Source organism: Geobacillus sp. G4, from assembly GCF_040327975.1.
GTDB lineage: Bacteria > Bacillota > Bacilli > Bacillales > Anoxybacillaceae > Geobacillus > Geobacillus thermoleovorans.
Window position 1 is genome coordinate 1 of the sequence record NZ_JBEPJY010000005.1, and the last position, 21,431, is coordinate 21,431.

General features: G+C 54.2%; 25 protein-coding genes, 1 tRNA gene, 1 rRNA gene and 1 pseudogene. 11 read left to right on the plus strand and 17 right to left on the minus strand.

Annotated elements, in window-relative coordinates:
- Together ABS784_RS07440 and ABS784_RS07445 are read right to left on the minus strand one after the other, a co-directional pair.
- Positions 1-151: ribosomal RNA gene (locus ABS784_RS07440) — 16S ribosomal RNA — on the minus strand; the annotation flags it as partial.
- Between the two features lie 408 nt (positions 152-559).
- On the minus strand, positions 560-727 hold the full coding sequence (locus ABS784_RS07445) for a hypothetical protein (protein WP_223810850.1): 168 nt from the start codon (positions 725-727) through the stop codon (positions 560-562).
- Positions 728-816: 89 nt separating this feature from the next.
- Here ABS784_RS07445 and ABS784_RS07450 point away from each other — a divergent pair, with 89 nt between their 5' ends.
- Positions 817-1,635, plus strand: coding sequence for a protein-glutamine gamma-glutamyltransferase (locus ABS784_RS07450; RefSeq protein ID WP_011232385.1), 819 nt, complete (start codon positions 817-819; stop codon positions 1,633-1,635).
- Here ABS784_RS07450 and ABS784_RS07455 read toward each other — a convergent pair.
- Positions 1,606-2,514 (minus strand): DMT family transporter, encoded by a 909-nt coding sequence (locus tag ABS784_RS07455; RefSeq protein ID WP_021321918.1) that lies wholly within the window; start codon positions 2,512-2,514, stop codon positions 1,606-1,608. The genes ABS784_RS07450 and ABS784_RS07455 overlap by 30 nt on opposite strands.
- A gap of 126 nt (positions 2,515-2,640) precedes the next feature.
- Between ABS784_RS07455 and ABS784_RS07460 the strand changes: the two genes are divergently transcribed.
- Positions 2,641-3,318 carry an MgtC/SapB family protein gene (locus ABS784_RS07460; protein ID WP_011232387.1) on the plus strand — a complete coding sequence of 226 codons (678 nt, stop codon included), beginning with the start codon at positions 2,641-2,643 and terminating at the stop codon, positions 3,316-3,318.
- 72 nt (positions 3,319-3,390) lie between these two features.
- A tRNA-Ala gene (locus ABS784_RS07465) sits at positions 3,391-3,463 on the plus strand.
- Between the two features lie 231 nt (positions 3,464-3,694).
- On the opposite strand, the gene ABS784_RS07470 is transcribed toward ABS784_RS07465, so the two are convergent.
- On the minus strand, positions 3,695-4,996 hold the full coding sequence (locus ABS784_RS07470) for a DnaD domain protein (protein WP_014196631.1): 1,302 nt from the start codon (positions 4,994-4,996) through the stop codon (positions 3,695-3,697).
- 237 nt (positions 4,997-5,233) lie between these two features.
- Between ABS784_RS07470 and ABS784_RS07475 the strand changes: the two genes are divergently transcribed.
- Positions 5,234-6,115 carry a thermonuclease family protein gene (locus ABS784_RS07475; protein ID WP_013524499.1) on the plus strand — a complete coding sequence of 294 codons (882 nt, stop codon included), beginning with the start codon at positions 5,234-5,236 and terminating at the stop codon, positions 6,113-6,115.
- Positions 6,116-6,327: 212 nt separating this feature from the next.
- Here ABS784_RS07475 and ABS784_RS07480 read toward each other — a convergent pair whose 3' ends face one another.
- On the minus strand, positions 6,328-6,579 hold the full coding sequence (locus ABS784_RS07480; protein WP_013144370.1) for a hypothetical protein: 252 nt from the start codon (positions 6,577-6,579) through the stop codon (positions 6,328-6,330).
- Between the two features lie 57 nt (positions 6,580-6,636).
- Positions 6,637-7,137 (minus strand): GNAT family N-acetyltransferase, encoded by a 501-nt coding sequence (locus ABS784_RS07485; RefSeq protein ID WP_015375705.1) that lies wholly within the window; start codon positions 7,135-7,137, stop codon positions 6,637-6,639.
- Positions 7,138-7,236: 99 nt separating this feature from the next.
- On the opposite strand from ABS784_RS07485, the pseudogene ABS784_RS07490 reads away from it, so the two are divergent.
- Together ABS784_RS07490 and ABS784_RS07495 are read left to right on the plus strand one after the other, a co-directional pair.
- A pseudogene (locus tag ABS784_RS07490) lies at positions 7,237-7,407 on the plus strand (MFS transporter); the annotation flags it as partial.
- A gap of 49 nt (positions 7,408-7,456) precedes the next feature.
- The gene (locus tag ABS784_RS07495) at positions 7,457-7,810 is read left to right on the plus strand and encodes an MFS transporter (RefSeq protein ID WP_011232392.1); all 354 of its coding nucleotides are present in this window, start codon (positions 7,457-7,459) and stop codon (positions 7,808-7,810) included.
- A gap of 262 nt (positions 7,811-8,072) precedes the next feature.
- Here ABS784_RS07495 and ABS784_RS07500 read toward each other — a convergent pair whose 3' ends face one another.
- Positions 8,073-8,261, minus strand: coding sequence for an H-type small acid-soluble spore protein (locus ABS784_RS07500; RefSeq protein ID WP_042381610.1), 189 nt, complete (start codon positions 8,259-8,261; stop codon positions 8,073-8,075).
- A gap of 111 nt (positions 8,262-8,372) precedes the next feature.
- Between ABS784_RS07500 and ABS784_RS07505 the strand changes: the two genes are divergently transcribed.
- Positions 8,373-9,368 carry a potassium channel family protein gene (locus ABS784_RS07505; protein WP_025039315.1) on the plus strand — a complete coding sequence of 332 codons (996 nt, stop codon included), beginning with the start codon at positions 8,373-8,375 and terminating at the stop codon, positions 9,366-9,368.
- Here ABS784_RS07505 and ABS784_RS07510 read toward each other — a convergent pair.
- The 3 genes from ABS784_RS07510 to ABS784_RS07520 form a co-directional block, all read right to left on the minus strand.
- Positions 9,365-9,769 carry a YugN-like family protein gene (locus tag ABS784_RS07510; RefSeq protein WP_013144366.1) on the minus strand — a complete coding sequence of 135 codons (405 nt, stop codon included), beginning with the start codon at positions 9,767-9,769 and terminating at the stop codon, positions 9,365-9,367. The genes ABS784_RS07505 and ABS784_RS07510 overlap by 4 nt on opposite strands.
- 277 nt (positions 9,770-10,046) lie before the next feature.
- Positions 10,047-11,396 (minus strand): glucose-6-phosphate isomerase, encoded by a 1,350-nt coding sequence (locus tag ABS784_RS07515; protein ID WP_011232395.1) that lies wholly within the window; start codon positions 11,394-11,396, stop codon positions 10,047-10,049.
- 529 nt (positions 11,397-11,925) lie between these two features.
- A complete protein-coding gene (locus tag ABS784_RS07520) occupies positions 11,926-13,089 on the minus strand; it encodes an iron-containing alcohol dehydrogenase (protein ID WP_352511977.1) in 1,164 nt (387 codons plus the stop codon).
- Between the two features lie 148 nt (positions 13,090-13,237).
- Between ABS784_RS07520 and ABS784_RS07525 the strand changes: the two genes are divergently transcribed.
- Positions 13,238-13,471, plus strand: a complete 234-nt coding sequence (locus tag ABS784_RS07525; RefSeq protein ID WP_011232397.1) for a DUF378 domain-containing protein — start codon at positions 13,238-13,240, stop codon at positions 13,469-13,471.
- Between the two features lie 103 nt (positions 13,472-13,574).
- Here the strand turns inward: ABS784_RS07525 and yugI are convergent, their stop codons facing one another.
- The 4 genes from yugI to ABS784_RS07545 all read right to left on the minus strand — a co-directional run bounded on the left by yugI (position 13,575) and on the right by ABS784_RS07545 (position 16,033).
- Positions 13,575-13,940, minus strand: a complete 366-nt coding sequence (yugI, locus tag ABS784_RS07530; protein WP_352511979.1) for a S1 domain-containing post-transcriptional regulator GSP13 — start codon at positions 13,938-13,940, stop codon at positions 13,575-13,577.
- 105 nt (positions 13,941-14,045) lie between these two features.
- Positions 14,046-15,218, minus strand: a complete 1,173-nt coding sequence (locus tag ABS784_RS07535) for an aminotransferase (RefSeq protein WP_352511981.1) — start codon at positions 15,216-15,218, stop codon at positions 14,046-14,048.
- Entirely contained in the window at positions 15,215-15,715 is a 501-nt protein-coding gene (locus ABS784_RS07540; protein ID WP_015375711.1) for an Lrp/AsnC family transcriptional regulator, read from the minus strand. Before ABS784_RS07540 ends, ABS784_RS07535 begins: the two co-directional genes overlap by 4 nt.
- A gap of 54 nt (positions 15,716-15,769) precedes the next feature.
- Positions 15,770-16,033: a DUF1871 family protein gene (locus ABS784_RS07545; protein WP_011232401.1), complete on the minus strand. Its 264-nt coding sequence runs from the start codon at positions 16,031-16,033 to the stop codon at positions 15,770-15,772.
- Between the two features lie 151 nt (positions 16,034-16,184).
- Here ABS784_RS07545 and ABS784_RS07550 point away from each other — a divergent pair, with 151 nt between their 5' ends.
- Positions 16,185-17,360, plus strand: coding sequence for a MalY/PatB family protein (locus tag ABS784_RS07550; RefSeq protein ID WP_352512164.1), 1,176 nt, complete (start codon positions 16,185-16,187; stop codon positions 17,358-17,360).
- A gap of 407 nt (positions 17,361-17,767) precedes the next feature.
- Here the strand turns inward: ABS784_RS07550 and ABS784_RS07555 are convergent, their stop codons facing one another.
- The 3 genes from ABS784_RS07555 to kapD form a co-directional block, all read right to left on the minus strand.
- A complete protein-coding gene (locus ABS784_RS07555; protein WP_352511984.1) occupies positions 17,768-18,289 on the minus strand; it encodes a superoxide dismutase family protein in 522 nt (173 codons plus the stop codon).
- 58 nt (positions 18,290-18,347) lie between these two features.
- Positions 18,348-18,563, minus strand: coding sequence for a hypothetical protein (locus tag ABS784_RS07560; protein WP_011232404.1), 216 nt, complete (start codon positions 18,561-18,563; stop codon positions 18,348-18,350).
- A gap of 76 nt (positions 18,564-18,639) precedes the next feature.
- Positions 18,640-19,260: a 3'-5' exonuclease KapD gene (gene kapD / locus ABS784_RS07565; RefSeq protein ID WP_011232405.1), complete on the minus strand. Its 621-nt coding sequence runs from the start codon at positions 19,258-19,260 to the stop codon at positions 18,640-18,642.
- 371 nt (positions 19,261-19,631) lie between these two features.
- Between kapD and ABS784_RS07570 the strand changes: the two genes are divergently transcribed.
- Together ABS784_RS07570 and ABS784_RS07575 are read left to right on the plus strand one after the other, a co-directional pair.
- Positions 19,632-20,069 (plus strand): hypothetical protein, encoded by a 438-nt coding sequence (locus tag ABS784_RS07570; protein WP_011232406.1) that lies wholly within the window; start codon positions 19,632-19,634, stop codon positions 20,067-20,069.
- Positions 20,070-20,089: 20 nt separating this feature from the next.
- Positions 20,090-21,412 (plus strand): ArsB/NhaD family transporter, encoded by a 1,323-nt coding sequence (locus ABS784_RS07575; RefSeq protein ID WP_352511986.1) that lies wholly within the window; start codon positions 20,090-20,092, stop codon positions 21,410-21,412.
- Positions 21,413-21,431: the final 19 nt, after the last annotated feature.

The window sequence follows — 21,431 nt, forward strand, 5'->3', positions numbered from 1 at the left end:
TTATCCCGGTCTTGCGGGCAGGTTGCCCACGTGTTACTCACCCGTCCGCCGCTGACCAAATCAGAGCAAGCTCCGATTTGGTCCGCTCGACTTGCATGTATTAGGCACGCCGCCAGCGTTCGTCCTGAGCCAGGATCAAACTCTCCAAAGAAAGTTGATTGGCTTTTTGCTTCAACCGCAGCACCAAAGGCGCTAAACGGCCTCAGCTTTTCTTTCGCGCTTCGTTTCGTTCAGTTTTCAAGGAACAAGCTTTCGACTGTTTTGTCTCTCTCAAACAGCTCTTTTATGTTAGCATAACATCTTTTTGGATGTCAACTGCTTTTTTGCTTCGCATCGCTGTCAAACAACCTCTTTGATCAGCGACGTTTTCTAATATACCACCTTAACTCGAAAAAAGCAATACCTTTTTTAAAAAAATTTTAGGACGCGCTGATCCATCCCCGTTCCCTCTTCTCCATCCCACAGGAAAGCGTTCTTTTCCTAAAAAAGGGGAATGAACACCGGCGCGAGTGCATACATTTCTTCTATGGCATCGCTATATAGATGCGATTGGACGCCTTCACATCGACGGCTTTTGCAGAGCGACTGGATGGACTGTCAGGCGACCGAACAACGCCGCTTCCAGCCCCACGCCTGGGTCTGTGAAGCAGGTAGTCGTTCCGTCTTCCGCCACGCCAAGGTGCGGCGAAGAAGACGGCTGTTTGCCTCGGGCGGTCGAAATAGGCAAGCGACTTTTTTCGTCAAGGACGTGGAGAACTTTTCCGTTTTGCATCTATATCGTTGTTGCGATCCTTTCATCAAGGAGGCTTCTTCACTTTGATTCGCGTGTTATCACCAATCAACTTTGACGTTTCTAGTTCGTTTTCGCTTCCGGCCAGCGAACAACGAATCTTAGATGCCCTTGTTTCCTCGCCTAAGTTGTATACGTATGCAAATAAACACCAGCTTCGATTTGAAATCGCCTTGCGCGACCGCATTGTTCGGGCGGCGGGCGAGTTGGCGAAAAGCCGGGCGCGGTTTGCCATTTTCCGTTTTTCGCGCTGCAACAGCGATTTTTGGACGCGGGACGAGCGCGGCGGCTTCCGTCTTCGCCCAGATGTCACGGCTTCCGAAGCGATTCAGGACATTTTTGTCCATAGCGAGCGATACGCGTTTGAATGCGCGACCGCGATCGTCATCGTGTTTTACAAGGCCGTGCTTGACGTAATCGATCCAGCGGCATTCAACCGGCTGTTTGCGGATTTGCTGCTGTATGACTGGCATACCGACCGGGATCTTGGCATTCAAACAAAAAAAGATGAACACTTTCTCCCCGGAGATTGCCTCTATTTTAAAAACCCGGAATTCGATCCGTTGACGCCGCAATGGCAAGGGGAAAATGCCATTTACTTAGGCGACGGCTTCTTTTACGGGCATGGCATCGGCATTCAAACAAAGGAGGGCATCATCGCCGCGCTCAATCGAAAACGAAAGCGGGGAGCCACGAAATCCGCTTACCTGCTTCCCGATATCACGCAAGTCGATTTCGCTTATTTGTCCCAATTCGCCCGCGGCTTCGATGAATTCCGCCTGCCGATCCGCCGCTCTTCCTTTATCTTTGGAACGCTAGGGTCCGCTGCGTTCTTGCACCGTTAGCGGACCTTTTTCGTTTTTCTCCCACAAATACAGGGCGATTCCTGTTAAAATAAAAATACCGCCGATCCATTGAAACGGACGGATCGGTTCGCCAAACAGCCAGTAGGCCAAGGCGGAAGCGCCGATCGGTTCAAATAAAATCGCCATCGACACCGTCGAGGCGCTGACCCATTTGACCGCCCAGTTCATCACCGAATGGCCGAGCAGCGTTGGAATGACGGCGAGGGCGAGAAAACAAAGCCAATCCGTCAGCTGATACGCCGTCAGCGAAAGGCGAAACAGCATCGCGTACAGCCACAACACCGCCGCGCTGATGCTATAGACGATATAGGTATACGTCATCAATGACAACCGTTGTCGCACCTCTTGGCCGAACAGCCAATACGCCGTTACAAACGCGCACGCAAGCAGCGCCAATCCATCGCCGTACAGCGCTTCCCCGCTGACGCGGAAGTCTCCCCAGCTGATGAGGATGCTGCCGATAATGGCCAACACCGCGCTCCCGACCGCGCCGACGGTCAACCGTTCGCGGAAAAACAACGCGCCGCCTGCGAAGGCAAACAGCGGCTGCAGCGTCACAAGCACGACCGAACTGGCGACGGATGTATAGTCGAGCGATTCAAACCAAAGGATAAAATGAAAGGCAAGCAAAACCCCAGAACAAAGCGAAAACAGCCAATCGCGCCGGGAGACGCCTCGGAGTTCGCTTCGATGCCGGAGGAACAACGGCGTCATGATGGCGACGGCCAAAAAGAGCCGATAAAAGGCGATCACCGCGGACGGCGCCTGCGACCATTTGACGAAAATGGCCGATGTTGACACGGCAAGCGCGCCGATGAATAGAGCGGCATAAGCCTTTGCTGTGCTTGGCGGCTTCATGTTTCTGCCAACTCACTTTCTACGAAAAGGAGTGTGCGCCCTGATCTACCACTTTCATGCGGAAGGGCGGACAAAAATGGTTCACGAACGTTTTCTTACATTATACCATGAACGAGGTGAGAAACGATGATGTTTGATCCGTTCCTCAAACTAGGGATTTCCGCCATTCTCGGGCTGATCATTGGGCTGGAACGGGAATTGAAGCGAAAACCGGTCGGTTTGAAAACGTGTCTTGTGATTTCCATTTCCAGCTGCTTGCTTACAATCGTTTCGATCGAATCGGCGTACGTCTTTCCGCTCAAAGACCATATTACGATGGACCCGCTTCGACTGGCGGCGCAAATTGTGTCCGGGGTCGGTTTTTTAGGAGCAGGCGTCATTTTGCGCCGCGGCAACGACAGCATCACCGGGCTGACGACCGCCGCGATCATTTGGGGGGCGGCAGGGATTGGAGTAGCGGTCGGCGCAGGCTTCTATTGGGAATCGGCGTTCGGCGTCGCGCTTCTCATTGTCAGTGTGGAACTCATTCCGTTTTTGATCAATTTTTTTGGACCAAAGCAGCTGCGCGAAAAAGAGGTGCTGTTGCAAATCACCGTGGCGGACGCCAAAAACATTACAAAGGTCATCGACCATTTAAAACAACAGGACATCAACATTAAAACGATGCGCATTAAAGACGTTGAAGAGAATGAACATTTGCTGAAACTAAGAGCCGTCATTGACCAAAAGCGCTCGACCGCCGAACTTTACTACGTCATCCGCTCCATTGACGATGTCGTGCACGTTGATATTGAAAGCGGGTGATCAAAAAAGGATTGCAATTGTCCGCATCCATATATATAATGGGACATGGACAGATCATCCATATCCTTTTTTGGGGCATTAGCTCAGTTGGGAGAGCGTCGTGCTGGCAGCGCGAAGGTCACCGGTTCGAGCCCGGTATGCTCCATTTGCCCAACCCTTGCCGTGCAAGGGTTTTTTATTTTCGTTTCGGGAGATGGCGATGAGCCATCCCCCTGTGAACAAATTCCCAAAAGAAGCCTCCCACCATCTAAACGTGAAGGGGCGCCAGCACCAGTGAACGACCTGACTGAACCTCAAATCGTGGGGCACACAAGAAATCGCTCGGTTCACGTCCCGTCATGAGATGAGACTCCTCGGACTCTTACGCCCTTCGGCTTCATCCGTCCGGGTTGGTTTTGTATTTTTTCAGACGTTCCTCCAACTCACGGCGCGCCTGCTCGATGTCAAAGTCGTCGTCTTCCGGCTGGCTGTAATCCATCTTCAGCCAATCCGGCACGATCTCGGTGCGGATCGGTTTCCGCATCGTTCTGCCGCCATCGGATGAAGGCGGGGCGGATCGTTGCTTCATCCGCTCTTTTCGAAACGCCAACCGCGCGGCGCGCACTTCGTCCACGGTGCGATACCCTTTTTCCGTCCAGTCGCGCAAAATCGTTTCCACGTACACCCACCGTTTGGCGCCGTTTTCCACCGCGATTTTCAATGCTTCCAACACCAATTCCTCGGACGCATCGTCCACCCATGCATTGATCTTTTCCCGCAAATAATCGCCGATCACGCCAAACCCGTTTTCCTCACAGAAGCGAACGATCTCCTTGTATGTGCGCACGCGCGCGTCTTCTTCGTCTTCTCTTTTGATCTCTGATGTCATCTCTGTTGTCGTCTCTGGTATTGGTCTTGTCAAATTGAGCACCTCGACCGCCCAGTTTGACCAGCTGGATGGTTCATTTTGTGCAAATGGACGGACTGTTTCGCCCATCGTCTGCTCATTTTGGCCGATCGAAACGCCATCGTAAACGGCCGAAATCTGATCTTGTTGAATCGTCGAAACGCTGCTTTGCCTCATCGACCCCCCATCTTCAGTGGGCAAAACCCTATTTTGAACCGTCAAAATGCCATCTTGAGCCGTCAACATCCCCCCTTGAACCACAGAAGCGCCGCCTTGAACGGCCGAGATGCCATCTTGCACAATCGAATCCCCATCGTGCGTCGTCAAACCCTCATCGTGAACGAACGAAACCCCGTTTTGAGTGAACGAAACCGCACCTTGAACGATCGAAACACCATTGTGCGCGGTCATCACGCCATCATCTGCCGCCTGCCCATGTTGTCCGTCCGACATTTCTGATATTTCTTTCGTTATTTCGGCCAGTTTGTCATAGTCGATCCGATACCATTTCGTTTTATCGATCTTGGAGCGGTTGAAATTCGCCGCGACGATGATCCCCATTTTTTCCAGTTTAAGAATGATCCGGCGAATCGTGCTTTCCGACCAGAACGGGAATTGTCGCTGCCAGTCTGCATACGTGTTGTACACCCACTTATAGCCGTCATGGACGTTTTCGCTTTTCTTGAGCCAATAATGCAGCTGCTGAACAACGATGCTTTCGTTCAACCCGATCGCCAAAGCGAGTTGCGGCAAAATGACCAACGGTTGATCATCGAAAAGCAAGTTGGACATGTCATCCTCTCCCCCTCAGACGAGATGTTTCCTCATCGTTCCACTTTTTTGATAAACTTTATCGTGAACGAACGCAAACCGCCTAACAGCGCGATAACGGCCATATTGGCTTGATTTTTCGCTGAAAAACGGAAAAAACCGGCATAACATGTGCGATCGTGTGCTGAAACCCATCCATTGCGGACATCCGGTTTTTGTTCAAGAGGAAGAAATGTTTTTCGAGTGGAGGGATCGTTTTTGAAACGAATGGTCATATTCTTGTTTTGTTTCCTGTTGATGTTCCCGATTTCCGCTTTTGCCCACCCTGGCGAGCTTGATGAGTTGGGCGGGCACTTCCGCGGCAGCGACTGCGTGTATTTGCTCCATGAGCCGACTGCGCTGGCGAAGCAGGCGAAAACGAAACAAGAGCTTGTCCAGCTTATTCAAACATACAACGGCAATGAACGATGCAAGCGGCATCTCACCCCAGAGCGAATCGACCTGGACGGCCATACACTGGGGAAGAAAGAAGATCGTTCTACGTTGCGCCTTGGCCGCACCTACCCGGCTGAATTGGTCGAGTGCATCGACGGCGATACGGCGAAATTCCGCGTCAACGGCCATGTATACACGACGAGGTTTTTGTTCATTGATACGCCGGAGAGCACGATCCAAGTCGAACCGTATGGGAAAGAAGCAAGCCGATTTACATGTTCCCGCTTGCATCAAGGGAACATTTTGCTTGAGACCGACGGAGACGCGCTGTTTGACAAATACCAGCGGCTGCTCGCCTGGGTGTGGGTCGGCAAGCGCCTGCTGCAAGAAGACCTCGCCAAAGCCGGACTTGTCGAAGACTTTTATGACTATGGCGATTACAAATACGAAGCGCGCGTCCGCAAGGCGTACGAGGAGGCGAAACGAACCGGAGCGGGCATGTACGGCAAGCACGCCGCTGGAGAGAGGGAGGGGGCAGGGACGGAAACGCGGCCGCAGACCGGGGAAAAGACGGCCAAGACCGTTCACCCGCCGGCTTTGGAGAACAAAACGCCGCTCGAACGATCCGGCCGTCCGGTTCTTTATACGCTGCTTGGCCTAGCGGCGGCCGCCGCGCTCTATTGGCTCATCCGCCGGTTGACATGATCAACGGCCGGTGATGGAACGAATATCAGGCTTTGCAACAATGTTTTTCAAATTGAAAAAACCTTGCAGCGCCGCAGTTTCATCCCTTGAGCTTTCTCACGAACGGATCGAGCGAATCCGTTGGGTTTCGCCGGCCTTCTGGGGAAAAGAAAAAGCCTGTCCCCAGCGGGCAGGCCTTTTCTTCAACGTTTTCACCTCGTTTTCTTTCTCCCTCATTGCCTCGGCAGCAGCTCTTCAATGCCGTCCGGGCCGCTTTCCATCCGCGCCGGCGACTCGCCGAGCCGCCGAAATCCGTATTTCTCAAGGCGCATGATTTGTTCGTCGGTCAAATCGGTGTACGCGATGACAGACGGCGTGCCGGACGATTTGTAAATCAAATTGCCGGTCACCGGGCATTGAAACGCGTCAGCGACAAATCCTTCCCCATCTTGGATCGTAAACAGCCGAATCGGCATGACGTTCATATCCTTCCCTCTTTCCGTTCATCCTCATTACTTATGACTTCCCCGCCTCCCCCCATTCTATACAAGCCGTTTGCCGACAATAACCAAATCGCGTTCCACGCCGTCCAATTCCGCCACGCGCGGAAAATATCCCCATCGTTCAAATCCGAAGCGGGAGAAAAGCCGCAAACTTGGTTCATTATGCGCAAAAATAAAGCCGAGCAGCGTCTTGATCCCAAGTTCGGGCGCCCGTTCGACCGCCCGCTCGAGCAGCTTCGTCCCAAGCCCCCGGCCGCGGTGCGTTTCGGCGATATAAATGCTTACCTCCGCCGTATGGCGGTACGCCGGGCGGCCGTAAAACGACTGAAAGCTGAGCCAGGCGCAAACCGCGCCGTCGTCCTCGACGACCCAAAGCGGACGATTGTGCGGGTCATGGGCCTCAAACCACGCCCGCCGGCTTTCGACCGACACCGGCTCCAAGTCCGCGGTCACCATCCGACTTGGGATCGTTTCATTATAAATGCGGACGATGTGCGGCAAATCCGCCGCGGCCGCATCGCGGATCAAACATGATTCCATCTTTCCATCTCCCCTTTTGCAAACAGTCATTTTATTTCCATCAGTGAAAAAAGCGAGAGTATAATGATACATATGTACAAACAAAGAAAGGGGAAAGAGATGAAACGCCAGCTTGTCGTCTATCTTGTGTCGCTCGCCGCGTTTCTCGGCCCGTTTACGCAAACGATTTACACTCCTATTTTACCAGAAGTGCGGGAGGCGTTTGCGACTTCTTCGTTTTTGATCAACTTGACGATTTCCATTTTCACTTTCTTCCTGGCGATGATGCAAATCGTCTATGGCCCGCTCACCGACCGGAAAGGACGGAGGACGGTGCTGCTTGGCGGCATCGTACTTGACCGTGCTGTCCATTTTCTTTTTCTTGATCGCGGCCCAACGATCGCTTTCGCTGCTTGTTTTGGCCATCGCCTTGTTCGGCTTGTTTTTAGGCCTTTCGCTCCCAGTGCAGACGACCGTACTGACGAACGTTTTTCAAGCGAACCGCTCGACAGCGATCGGCGTGTACAACTTTTTCCGCTATATGGGCATGGCGTTCGGACCAATGATCGGCAGCGCGCTGTTTGCCGCTGGAGGGTATCATCTCGTCTACGGAATCGATGATATTCTCTTTTTCGCCTGCGCCTTGCTGTTGACGGTGCGCGTTGCCCGGACGCGCCGCCAATCCGCTGTCTGACAAAACGAAGCCGCTTGCCCGACATGTCGTTCGGCAAGCGGCGGATTTCCCCGTCTTTCGCTCCATCAACGTTTCATCCGATGTCTACGTCCTTGCACCGACTCCCTCTGATTGTCGTCTGAAAAGCCGTCTTGTTCACGAAACAGACGGCGAACAACAACCGTTTTCTTGCGGGCCGCCCGGACGCTTCATGCCGGAAAACGCCTTTACTCGAACCAAGCAACGCAAGAAGGCTCCCGCACTGTCAGCCAGCCTCCCCTTTTCACTCCCGCTCTTCCGTCAATTCCGAAACCGGCACATCCCGGTGCTCATGAAGCCGGCCATCGCGCAAATGGACGGTCGCCGTCTGTTTTTCTTCATCATACCCGTCAATCCATACCGACACGCCGTTGTAATATACCGGGATATCGGCAGGGGAAGAAACGATTTGTTTGACACGGTTCATATCCATGACCACTGTCCCCTTTCTGTGATGTTCCGTTTCCTAGTATGGGAAAAAACAGGAATGTTTATGCAAAAACGGCTCACACTAAAAAAGACAAAAGCAAAAGAGGGGTGGACGATGAGAACAAGGAACGTGCTGTTATCGTATTGGCGCTGGCCGCCCGTGCTTCGTCTGTTTGTCTCGGCAAGCGCGTTGATCGTGCTGTTTGGCGCGCTGATGCGCTTCATTGAACCAGAGACGTTCCGCACGGTGTTCGACGGCGTGTGGTGGGCGATCGTGACGTCCGCGACAATCGGCTACGGCGACATCGTCCCGAAAACGGCCGCCGGAAAACTCGCGGCCATTGGGCTTATCATCCTTGGCACCGGCATCCTCACCGCTTATTTCGCTTCCGTCTCCGCCGCGGCCGCCGCCCGGGAAACCGCCTTTACAAGCGGACAGCTCCGGTATACAGAGCGCGGCCATGCGGTGATCGTCGGCTGGAACGAGCGGGCGCGCGAGGTGCTGCTCCGCCTCGCGCGGCACGACGCCTCCATGCGCTTCGTTCTCATCGACGCCACTGTTCCGTCCCACCCGCTTCTGAACGCGCCGGTTCATTTCATTAAAGGAACGGCAAGCGACGATGCGGTGCTGGAGAAGGCCAATATTCAAGAAGCGCGTTTTTTGCTCATCACCGCCGATCCGCATAAAGCGGAAGCGGAAGCCGATAAAGATACGATTGTCACGCTGCTTGCCGCCAAAAGCCTCAACCCGTCGGTGTACGCCATCGTGGAAATCCTAACGGGCCGAAACGTCCAGAACGCCTTCCGCGCCGGGGCGGATGAGGTGATTCAGACAAACTTGCTGGCGAGTTTCGCCATGGCCGCCAGCCTTCGCTCGCCGGGCGCCGCCAGCGTGTGGGAGACGGCGCTTTACCGCCTGGACGGACAGACGCTCTGCCTTCTCGAGCCAGACGAACAGCAAATCGGCCAGCCATTCGCCGCCGTTCAACAGCAGCTGCTCAAGCAAAACGTGACGCTGCTTGGCGTCATCCATGGAGATCACGGAGCGATTTCCGTTGCACCGGACCGCCCGATTCAACAAAGCGACCGCCTGTTCGCGCTTGCCCCTTAATCGAGCAGGCGGCGCTCCAGTTCTTGGACAAGCGCCTTTCCGACGGAAATGTATCGCTCGGGTACGGTCGCATCCGGGTCTTGCGGCTCGGCAAACTGATTGAATGAGGCGCTGATGTTGCCGACATCGGCGAAATCATCGATGCCCCGTTGGTATTTATGCGCAAGCAAAAACGGCCGCCCAAGCTCCACCGTCGTTCCGTGCGAATCAAGCTGCCCGTCGACCGCCCGAAACGGCACGCGCAAAAACTGATAGCCCGCGTCATCGGCGATTTTGTAGTCGAAATAGCCGTGATCGTAGTCCCACCCGCCGCCGATTGTATATCCCATTGGTTTTAATTGCTCTTCCAAATGGTACAGTTGAAATTGTTTTCCTTCCAAACGCGATGGCATTTCAATCATGCACAATCCCTCCTTTCTTTTATCGTTTCCCGTTCGGCGGGGATTATTTGTCCGCGGCAGCTTCAGACGCTTGGCGAAAAACGGCAGGGAGCAATAAACCCTCGCCCGGGCGTTGTGCGGCCGAACGACCCGGTTCATGTATAACAAAACACCTCTTCCCCCGCAAAAGGGAAGAGGCGCTTTTTCCGTCGTTCCGTCCGCCATTTTGGGCGCGACTCGGGTCGAGCCGCGAGTCATCTCCCCCGAGAAAACAGCGGCTTGGCGATGGAACACGTTGTTATTTCAACCGTTTCTCCAGTTCTTCCTTCAACTGCTCATAGCCTGGTTTGCCGAGGAGGGCGAACATATTCTTTTTGTATGCTTCCACTCCCGGTTGGTCAAATGGATTCACCCCGAGCAAGTAGCCGCTCATGGCGCATGCTTTTTCAAAGAAGTAGACAAGGTAGCCGAACGTATATTCATCGAGCTTCGGCAACGTGATGACCAAGTTCGGCACGCCGCCGTCCGTATGGGCGAGCAGCGTCCCTTCGAACGCTTTTGTGTTGACGAAATCAACCGTTTTTCCCGCCAAATAGTTCAGCCCGTCGAGGTCGTTTTCTTCGGCTTCAATGATCAGCTCATGACGCGGTTCTTCCAGCTTCAACACTGTTTCAAACAAATCGCGGCGCCCTTCTTGAATGTATTGGCCGAGCGAATGCAAATCGGTCGAGAAATCAGCGGAAGCCGGGTAAATGCCTTTTTGATCCTTCCCTTCGCTTTCGCCGAACAGCTGCTTCCACCATTCGGCGAAATAGTGCAGCGCTGGTTCGTAGTTGACGAGCAGCTCGATCGTTTTCCCTTTGTTGTACAAAATGTTGCGGATGGCGGCGTATTGGTAAGCGGCGTTTTCCTCAAGCTCCGAGGAGCTGAAATCGTCACGCGCTTTGGCCGCTCCTTCCATCATGGCGTTAATGTCCGCGCCGCTTGCGGCAATCGGCAGCAACCCGACCGCCGTCAGCACCGAGTAGCGGCCGCCGATGTCATCCGGAATGACAAACGTCTCGTACCCTTCCTCATTGGCGAGCGTCCGAAGCGCGCCGCGCTTGCTGTCCGTCGTCGCGTAAATGCGGCGGCGCGCTTCCTCTTTGCCGTATTTCTCCTCAAGCAGCTTGCGGAAAATGCGGAAGGCGATCGCCGGCTCGGTCGTCGTCCCCGATTTGGAAATGACGTTGATCGAGAAGTCTTTCCCTTCCAAGAAATCGATGACGTCTTTCATATACGTCGAGCTGATGTTGTTGCCGACAAAAATGATTTGCGGCGTTTTCCGCTTTTCTTTTGGCAAGGCGTTGTAAAACGAATGGTGCAGCATCTCGATCGCCGCCCGCGCGCCAAGGTACGAGCCGCCGATGCCGATGACGACAAGAACATCAGAGTCCGATTGGATTTTTTTCGCCGCCTCCTTGATGCGTGCGAATTCTTCTTTGTCATAGTCGACCGGCCAGTCAAGCCAGCCTAAAAAGTCGCTTCCAACACCGGTTTTTTCATGAAGCGAATGGTGCGCGACTTTCACCGCATCGCGCAAGTATGTAAGTTCATGTTCGCCAAAAAAGGCGAGCGCTTTGGAATAGTCAAAACGAATGTGGGTCATCGATGTCCGCCTCCCCTTCAAGAATCATTGCCTTCTTTCACTTTAGCGGAATAAACAAGGGAAATCAAGCAACCCACTTTTTTGGAAACGGATTCATTTTTCGCCATGTTCGCCGCGCCAATTTCCTTCAGCGGCGCCCAGCGGGATGGTGATGCAGTGAAAAAGACAGCTTATCCCAACCGTTTTTCAAGTAGAGAAACCTTGCCAAATCGTCCCTCTTTTCTGATGAGACCCCCCGCCGATTTGCGCACAAAACTCGTTTTTCACCGGCCCTTTAGGGGGCTCGTGATGGAATCAAAAGGCTGCTCGCCTCAAGAAACGTGATCAACGTTGTGCTTTTTCCTCATTCGAGAACCATGGGTTCGGGAGGGACGGCTGTTTTTCGCGCCCTCCTCACTTTCCGCCATCCTGTGGGATCAGAAGCGCCCCAAGCAAACCAAGAAAATAGGAAAAGCGCCGGCTCAAGCAGATTCAGCCGCCAAGCCGGCGCCATCATCAATTCATCAGTGGAACCACCGCATCTCCCCCGTTAAAGGGAAGCGCGCAAAATGGCGAGCACATCATCGCGGTTCAATGTTTTGAAACGGCCGAACTCGCCAAACGCCATCGCTTTATCGGCCATCAGCTCCAAGTTTTCCTCGCCGATGCCATAGTCCGCAAGCCGCGACGGCGCCCCGAGGCTCGACCAGAACTCGCGCAGCCGCTCGATGCCTTCAAGCGCCACATCGCGCTCCGACTTGCCCGCCGGATCGACATCGAACACGCGCACCGCCAATTGTGCGAAACGGCTGACATTTTCATCGAGCACATGCTTCATCCAGTTTGGGAACAAAATCGCCAAGCCGCCCGCATGCGGAATATCGTACACAGCTGAAACGGCGTGCTCAATATTGTGCGTCGCCCAATCGCCGCGGACGCCCATTTGCAAAAAGCCGTTTAAGGCGATCGTGCCTGAGTACATGATCGTCTCGCGCAGCTCGTAGTTTTCTAAATCGTTGATCAGTTTGGGCGCCGTTTCGATCACGGTTTTCAACACCGCTTCACACATCCGGTCTTGCAATGGCGTGTTCGGCGTATGGTGGAAATATTGCTCAAACACATGCGACATCATATCGACAATGCCGTAAACCGTATGGTCTTTCGGAACGGTCATCGTATACGTCGGATCCAAAATCGAAAATTGCGGGAACGTAAACGGGCTGCCCCAGCCGTATTTTTCTTTCGTCTCCCAGTTTGTGATCACCGAACCAGAATTCATCTCCGACCCGGTCGCCGCCAGCGTCAAGACGACGCCAAACGGCAGGGCGCCGGTGACGGGCGCTTTTTTCGTGATAAACTCCCACGGATCGCCATCGAATTTCGCCCCGGCGGCGATCGCTTTCGTGCAGTCGATGACGCTGCCGCCGCCAACCGCCAGCAAAAATTCGACGCCTTCCCGCTTGCAAATGTCCACCCCTTTTCTTACGGTCGAGACGCGCGGGTTCGGTTCGACGCCTGGCAGTTCGATGACCTCGGCGCCAATATTCCCCAATATCTTCATGACTTCCTCATACAATCCGTTTCGTTTGATGCTGCCGCCGCCATACACGAGCAGCACTTTCTTGCCGCAGCGCGGCACTTCTTCTTTGAGCCGTTCGAGCTGCCCTTTTCCGAAAATCAGTTTCGTCGGGTTGCGGAAAATAAACTCTTGCATATGGATGCCCTCCTTTTCCTGAATCTATTATGGCAGCGCCTGCCACCGGTTGTAAAGCCAACTGCTTTGGCGGCAAACGATGCATATTTTTCACGACTGCGATTCATCCTATAAGTTGAAAAGAAATTTTCCAAAGGAGGCAAACAAGATGGGAGCATTGCAGCGCATTGCGCTATTGTTGACCATTATCGGCGCCATTAACTGGGGACTGATCGGCTTTTTCCAATTTGACTTAGTCGCCGCCATTTTCGGCGGCCAAGACTCCGTTTGGTCGCGCATCATCTACAGCTTGGTCGGCATCGCCGGCTTGATCAACTTGGCGCTTTTATTTAAACCGGCCGAAGAACTTGGGCGCACCGAGCCAAAGACATCGCGCACATAATGAAACACAAAGGGACACGCACCGCTTGGCGGTGGGTGTCTTCTTTTTGCGCCTCTCCCGGCCCAAAAGCGTCATGGACTCTCGCCGCTTGGCGGCAGGGTTCTTATGGTTTCGGTCCATCTTCTTTCTTGGACTGCTCAATCCATTCGCGCAGTTTTTCCTTCAACGGGCGAAACCCCGACTTGAGCGGCATTTTCATGCGCATATGGCGTTTTTCCTTTTCCTCGGCGGGTTCAAGCGCCTTTAGGGACAGGCTCGCCCTCCTCGCCTTTCGATCGACGTCCAACACCTTGACCGTCACTTCATCCCCGACATGGACGTAATCGCGCACATCTTTCACAAATTGATGGGAAATTTCAGAAATATGGATCAGCCCTTGCATGCCGTCGTCAAGCTGGACGAACGCGCCATACGGCTGAATGCCCGTCACCTTCCCTTTCACGATCGCTCCTCGTTTGATCGTTGACAAGCGAAACACTCCTATTGATGAATTTCGTCTATGTTTCTGTATTATAACATAGACCGACAGCAAACCCCAAAAAAAGATGTCCCGCCGACGGCGGAACATCCCCAGTTACAGGCGCGCCAAAAACCGTTTCATTCGCTTAATGGCTTCTTGCAGCTGTTCGAGCGATGAAGCGTATGAACAGCGGATATAGCCTTCCCCGCTTTGGCCGAAGACGTTGCCGGGGACGACCGCTACTTTTTCTTCGATGAGCAGCCGCTCAGCAAACTGCTCCGACGTCAAACCGGTCGGCTTGATGGACGGGAAGGCGTAAAACGCGCCGCCCGGCAAATGGCACGGCAGCCCGATTTCATTGAGCGAGGCGACGAAATAGTTGCGCCGCCGCCGGTAGCTGTTGCGCATCTCGGCGACATCGCGCTCTCCGCTGCGAAGCGCCTCAAGCGCCCCATATTGCGCCATCGTCGGCGCGCACATCATGGCATACTGATGGATTTTCAACATCGCCTGCAAAATCTCGTCAGGCGCTACCGCAAACCCGAGCCGCCAACCGGTCATCGCAAACCCTTTGGAAAAACCGGAAATCAAAATCGTCCGCTCGCGCATGCCGCTAACAGCGGCCATGCTCGTGTACTCTCCTTCATACGTCAGCTCGGCGTAAATTTCATCGGCAATGACGAGCAAGTCATGCGCCTCAGCCAGACGGGCGATCGCTTCAAGCTCCGTGCGGCTCTGCACCGTTCCGGTCGGGTTGTTCGGCGAGCAGATGATGACCGCCTTCGTCCGCTCGGTGATCGCCCGTTCAAGGTGAACCGGATTGAGCTGAAACTTGTCTTCGCCAGACGTGTGAACGGCCACCGGTTTCCCGCCCGCGAGCACGACAAGCGGCTCGTAGGCGACAAAACTCGGTTCGACGATGATCACTTCATCGCCCGGGTTGATGATCGCCCTAAGCGCCAAGTCGATGGCCTGGCTCGCCCCGACCGTCACTAAAATTTCTGTCTCCGGACAGTAGTCGACATGAAACTTGCGGCGCAAATAAGCGGCGATTTCTTGGCGGAGCTCCAAGAGCCCGGCGTTGGCCGTATACGACGTATAGCCTTGCTCGAGCGACAAAATGCTCGCTTCGCGAATGCTCCAGGACGTGACAAAATCCGGCTCGCCGACGCCGAGCGAAATGACGCCGTCCATGCTGGAAGCAAGGTCGAAAAAGCGGCGGATGCCGGATGGCTTCAAGCCCGCAACCGTCTTGGACACGTACGTTTTTCTCGTTTGCGGCTTCATGGCGACACCACGATGCGGCGATCTTGATCTCCTTGGTCAAAGACGATGCCATCGTGTTTGTATTTTTTCAAAATGAAATGGGTCGTCGTTGAAATGACAGAATCGAGCGTCGACAGCTTCTCGGAAACAAATTGGGCGATTTCCGCCATCGAACGCCCTTCGATCACGACCGATAAGTCGTAGGCGCCGGACATTAAGTACACCGATTTCACTTCCGGGAATCGGTAAATGCGCTCCGCCACTTCGTCAAAGCCGACGCCGCGCTTCGGGGTCACCTTGACGTCGATCATCGCCGTCACCCCTTCGCGTCCGTCCGCCTTCCGCCAGTCAATGAGCGCCGTATATTGCACGATCACTTTCGCCTCTTCCAGCTTTCGAACCAATGCTTCCGTTTCCTCGACCGGCAAATCGATCATCTTCGCCAGCACATCGATCGGCGTTCGCGCGTCTTTTTCCAATATTTCGATAATTTCCAGCTCTTTTTCGCTCAATTTCACGCAGCATCCCTCCATTTCATCAGTCGGTTTCGCCAAGCCGGCTCCCTGTCGTCATCACGGGAGCGGACAGGACGCCGCTTGCTTTAATTCAAGCAGCCGGCGGGCGAGTTTTAGGCAGTCGGGAAAAGGAATCGGCTCGTCAAAGGCGAATTCATATATGGACTGAATGCGGGCGGCCAACGTGCGGGCGTCTTCCGTCTCATACACCGCCTGGAGCACGCTGGCCGCCTCGACGTCGTAGGCGTCTTTTCCAAGGCCAAACGGGTCCCAGGCGCCGATCCATTCAAGAAGAAGCCGATTCAACTGTCGTCCGTCCATGCCGCCGCCATCCACCTTTCTTGATGCTATGATATAACCCATTATAAGCCATCGATTCGAAAAAAAGAAGGGAGAAGATGCAACAATGTTTCCATTCGATGAAGGGAAAGGACCGCATCGTTCGCGTGCTGAGAAAGGAGAAGGCGCGATCATGTTTCCGTTCGACCGCGTCATCGACCGCCGGGGCACGCTGTCGGTGAAATGGGATGACGTTCATCGCGTGTTCGGCCGCGAAGACGTATGGCCGATGTGGGTCGCCGACATGGATTTTCCCGCACCGAAAGAAGTGCAAGAAGCGCTGCGGCAACGGGTGGAGCACGGCGTGTTCGGCTACACTGTCATTCCCGATTCACTCAAAGAAGCGGTGTGCCAATGGCTTGAACGCCGTCATGACTGGACGATCGATCCGTCTTGGCTCGTGTTTGCCCACGGCGTCGTGCCGGCGGTCGCCGCCGCCATCGAAGCGTTTTCCGAACCAGGGGATCGCATCATCGTTTTTTCCCCGGTCTACCGGCCGCTGTTTGATCTCGTCCGCCGCCATGACCGCACGCTTCTGTTCAGTCCGCTGCGCCTTGAGGAAGACAACTATGCGATCGACTGGGACGACTTGGAGCGAAAGCTGCCCGATGCCAAACTTCTCATCCTTTGCCATCCGCACAACCCGGGAGGCAAATCATGGACAAAAGAAGAACTCGAACGGCTGGGAGAACTTTGCCTCAAGCACGGCGTCTTCGTCCTTTCCGACGAAATCCACGCCGATTTGACGCTCCCTCCAGCCAAACACACGCCGTTTGCCTCCCTCCACCCAGATCTGGCCGCGCAAAGCGCCACGTTCCGCGCGCCGACGAAAACGTTCAACCTCGCCGGCTTGCAGGCAGCCGAAGCAGTCATTCCCGACGATTCGCGGCGCCGGGCGTTCCGCCGCGTCCAGCAGCGGCACAGCTTTTTTACGCTGAATGCGTTCGCCATCGTCGGAGCGGAAGCGGCCTACCGCCATGGCGGACCGTGGCTTGACGCCTTGCTTGATTACTTGCGGCAAAACATCGACATGACGGTTGCCTATTTAGCGGAACACTTGCCGCCGCTTCGCCCCGTCCGGCCGCAGGCGACGTATCTTGTCTGGATCGACTGCCGCGGCCTTGGCCTTTCCGAGGCGGAGCTGAAGCGTCGGCTCCTTGAAACAGGAAAACTCGCCGTCGAGTTCGGCAGCAAATTCGGCCAGGAAGGCGTCGGCTTCATCCGTTTGAATATCGCCTGCCCGCGCCCGACGCTGGAGGAAGGGCTGCGGCGGCTGGCGACGGCGCTGCGCTATATAGATGCAATTTAAAGCTTTAACATTTTTCGTTTTTACCGGTCATTTCATCCAACTGTCGAGTGACCGAACAACACCGCTTAAAGACCCATGAATGGGTCTTTAAGCGAGTCGTTGTTCGGTCTTCCGTCACGCCTTAGCGTGACGGAGGCAAGCCTACGGCTTGCCTTCGACAGTCAAAAATGGATGAGCCACTTTTCCGTCAAGGATATGTTAAACGATTTCGTTGCATCCTATATAGCTTTGCACCAAAGAAGAGCGGCCAAGCGGATGGCGAAAGGGAAAAGAAGCAGCGCCGGACCCGTTGCTCCGTTCCGCCATCCATGTGCAGCAGAAGCTGTGCAACCGTCACTTTCTCGCATTTGCCATGCGAAGCATTGCCCCGGCAACGTGAAACAGGGGCCCGCGCGCGAGCCCCTGTTTCACGATGACTTGATTTCCCCGCAGGCGATCCGCCCGCCCGCATCCCCCGCCGGTTGGGTCATGCCGTCGTCTTTCTTGGCGTGAATGACGATCGACGTTCCGTCTTTTGTGAGCAGCGAACCTTTTTCTCCTTCTTTCAGCGTCACGTTGGGAGCAGTGAGCTCGACATTGACCGTGCCGTCATCGTTCACAATAATATTTGGCAAATCACCGGCATGCGCCCCTTCCGGATGGAGAAGACCATGCTTTTTCCCGTCCGGATTGTAATGACCGCCGGCCGACTGGAAATCAGGCGGTTTGCAGCTTCCCTTTTCATGGATGTGAATGGCGTGCTCCCCCGGCGGGAGGCCTTCCAAGTCAAGCTTCAGCCGCACCCCTTCCGCCTGTTCAGTCAACTCGATCGTACCGATCGAATCGCCATCCGCATTGATCATCTCCACCGTCCGGCTCGTTCCATTCTCTTGGCCGCAGCCGGACAACACGAGCGCTGCCGCCAGCACCACACCGTACGTTTTTCGCAAGACGAACCACCCTCCAGCATCACTTGTTATCCGCCAGTATTGCCGGAGGGGGGCTCGTTTATACTCCGGGCGGCTCCTTCCGTTCCTCTCGTTTTCCAAGCAGCTGTTCTTCGAGCCGCTTCGCTTCCTTCTCCTGCCGCCGGGAGATGATGATGATGAGCCGCATCGTGAACACCGCCATCAAGAAGAAGACAGCAAACGAAATGGCTGCGGGAATGTATTCACGTTTGTCTTCTGGAAAGTACAAAAATAAATTCAGCACCGATGGCCACATAAGGAAACAACCTTTCTGCCTAAAAAATCGTCCACTTTCTATTATAACATAAAAAAGCCGCCGCCAACGCAGCCGGCTATAAAGCGAATTTTTTTCGCAGCTGGGTCAAATCAATCCGTTCTCCAATCGTCGGCGGCTTTGTCTTCGCCAAATATTTTTTGTCGTTTTCCACCAGCCGGAAAATCGTATACGCGGTGAACGCATCATCGAGCGCGCAATGGGCTTTTCCAACTGCCTCATTGCCGTACTCTTGCACCGCCTTGCGCAGCGCGGTTTGGTTTTTGTTGCCGAAAAACCGCTTATACTCCATGGCTAAATCACGATGCTCGCCCGTGAATGGGAATTCCACTTGCGCCGATTGGCAGTTTTCCCGGAGCACTTTCATATCCATGCTCCCCCACGTCATCACTGTCGTCGGGCGTTCGCGGTCATATTGCCGAAGCAAGGAAACCAGCTCATAAAAACTCATTCCGCGGTCGATTTGTTCTTGGGTGATGTTGAGAAACGACTTGCACCGTTCCGTGAGCTGCGGAAAGCGGAGCGGCTTCACATAGGAAGAAAATTGGCCGATGATCTGATCGTCAACAACCGCGACAAGGCCGACTTCAATAATTTCCGGGCAAAACCCGTTCGGGTTTGTTTTCGTCTCCGGCATCGTAAATTCAAAATCGAGAAACAAATATTGCGGGCTGTCCATCGTCGCTTCCCCCCTTTCCGGCACGCTGTTGCCGTCCGTCTTACTATTATTATATCACGCAGAAGCGATTGTTTATTTCTTTTTTCAGAAAATGGCGAAAAAGAGGCGGATGCCGTAGGAATCAACGAAAGCCTTGGCGAAAAAGAAGAAGGGCGGATGGACGCTTCCCATTCAAGCCAATCGTTTTTTCTCCCCCACCCTTTATAAGATCCGCGAAAAACAACCATTTCCCCTAAACCGATGGTTCTTGAGTGAAGAGAAGAGCAGCATTTATAAGGTTGATGCATTGAAGAAATGCTATGGTTGAGCCGCATTTCCTGTTAAATCACCAGCCTTCTATGATATGATCAAGAAAAAGGAGGGTGGATGGGATGAAAAATGTCGTGATTCATCAGATTGTTACATGGATTTTCACCGAAGACCAACTGCGGGCGTATTGGAAAAAACAGAAGAAGAACCTTCCGTTCAGCGGGCTGACGGACCGCCAGTACATGAAACTGGCTGAAGAAATGCTTGAACATTCCTCGCACAGCCAACTTGAGCAGCATGTGCTCGGCGGCCGCTGGCGCACAAAAGATGAAGCGGAAGGAAACGTGATCGCGGAAGACGAATCGCGCGACGACATCCATGTCGAGATCATTGACACCAATGCTCCAGCCGAACCGAGGCGGCGGATGTTGATGGATCGGGTGCGCGAAATCCCTTGTCCGCATTGTTCATTTACGTTTTATGTTCGTGAAGCCGCCAGCGAGCGCAGTGATTGGACATGCCCGGCGTGCGGGAGCGGTTTTCACAACATGACGACATAACTGGAAAGGGAGGAGTACGAATGGATCATTCTGCCGCACACGTGTCAAATCTTCAATATTATTTTGCCATTGCCGTTTTCTTGGTTGTATACGCGATCATCATTTCTGAAAAAATCCACCGCGCGGTCATCGCCTTGCTCGGGGCGGCGCTCATGGTCATCTTCGGCATCGTCGACATCGAAAAAGCGTTCACCCGCCATATTGAGTGGGGAACGATTACGCTGCTGATCGGAATGATGATCTTGGTCGGCATTACGAGCAAGTCCGGCTTTTTTCAATACATGGCCATTAAAGCGGCCAAGCTTGCGAAAGGCAGCCCGGTCCGCATTTTGGTGATGCTTTCACTGTTGACCGGGCTGTTGTCGGCGTTTTTGGACAACGTGACCACCGTCCTGCTCATTGTGCCGGTGACATTTTCCATTACGCGCCTGCTCCAAGTCAACCCGGTGCCGTATTTGATTTCGGAAGTGCTCTTGTCGAACATCGGCGGCACGGCGACATTGATCGGCGACCCGCCGAACATCATGATCGGTTCGGCGAACAAGCATCTCGATTTCAACGCCTTCTTGTTCAACCTGACACCGATCGTCATCGTGACCGCCATCATCACGGTCGCCCTGCTGGCGTTTGTTTACCGCAAGCAGCTGCAAACCGATCCAAAGTTGATTCAAAAGCTGATGGAGCTTCGCGACGCCGATTATATTCAAGACGCGAGGCTGATGCGCAAATCGGTCGCCGTGCTCGGGCTGACGATCGTCGGCTTTATTCTTCATTCCGTCATTCATGTCGATGCGGCTGTCATCGCCATGACCGGAGCGGTCGCGCTCATGCTCATCGCCGTGCCGGAGCACGAAATTGAGGATGTCTTTCATTCGATCGAATGGGGCACGATTTTCTTTTTCGCTGGACTGTTCGTCTTGGTCGGCGGGCTCGTTGACATCGGCCTGATCAAATCATTGGCCGAAAAAACGCTCGAGGTCACCGGCGGCGATATTTCCACGGCCGCCTATTTCATCCTTTGGCTGTCCGGCATCGCTTCGGCGACGATCGACAACATCCCGTTCGTCGCCACGATGATCCCGCTCATTCAAGATATGGCCGTCGGCATGGGCTTATCCCCGGACGCCCCGCAAATCGACGTCCTTTGGTGGGCCTTGTCTCTTGGCGCCTGCCTCGGCGGGAATGGGACGCTCATCGGCGCCTCGGCAAACGTCATCGTTGCCGGCATGGCGTCACGCGAAGGGCACGGCTTTACATACGTTGATTTTTTGAAAATCGGCGCGCCGCTGACGCTCATCGCCTTGCTTTTGTCGCACGCCTATTTATGGCTGCGCTATTTGTAGCGCCACGCCTGCGCGGACG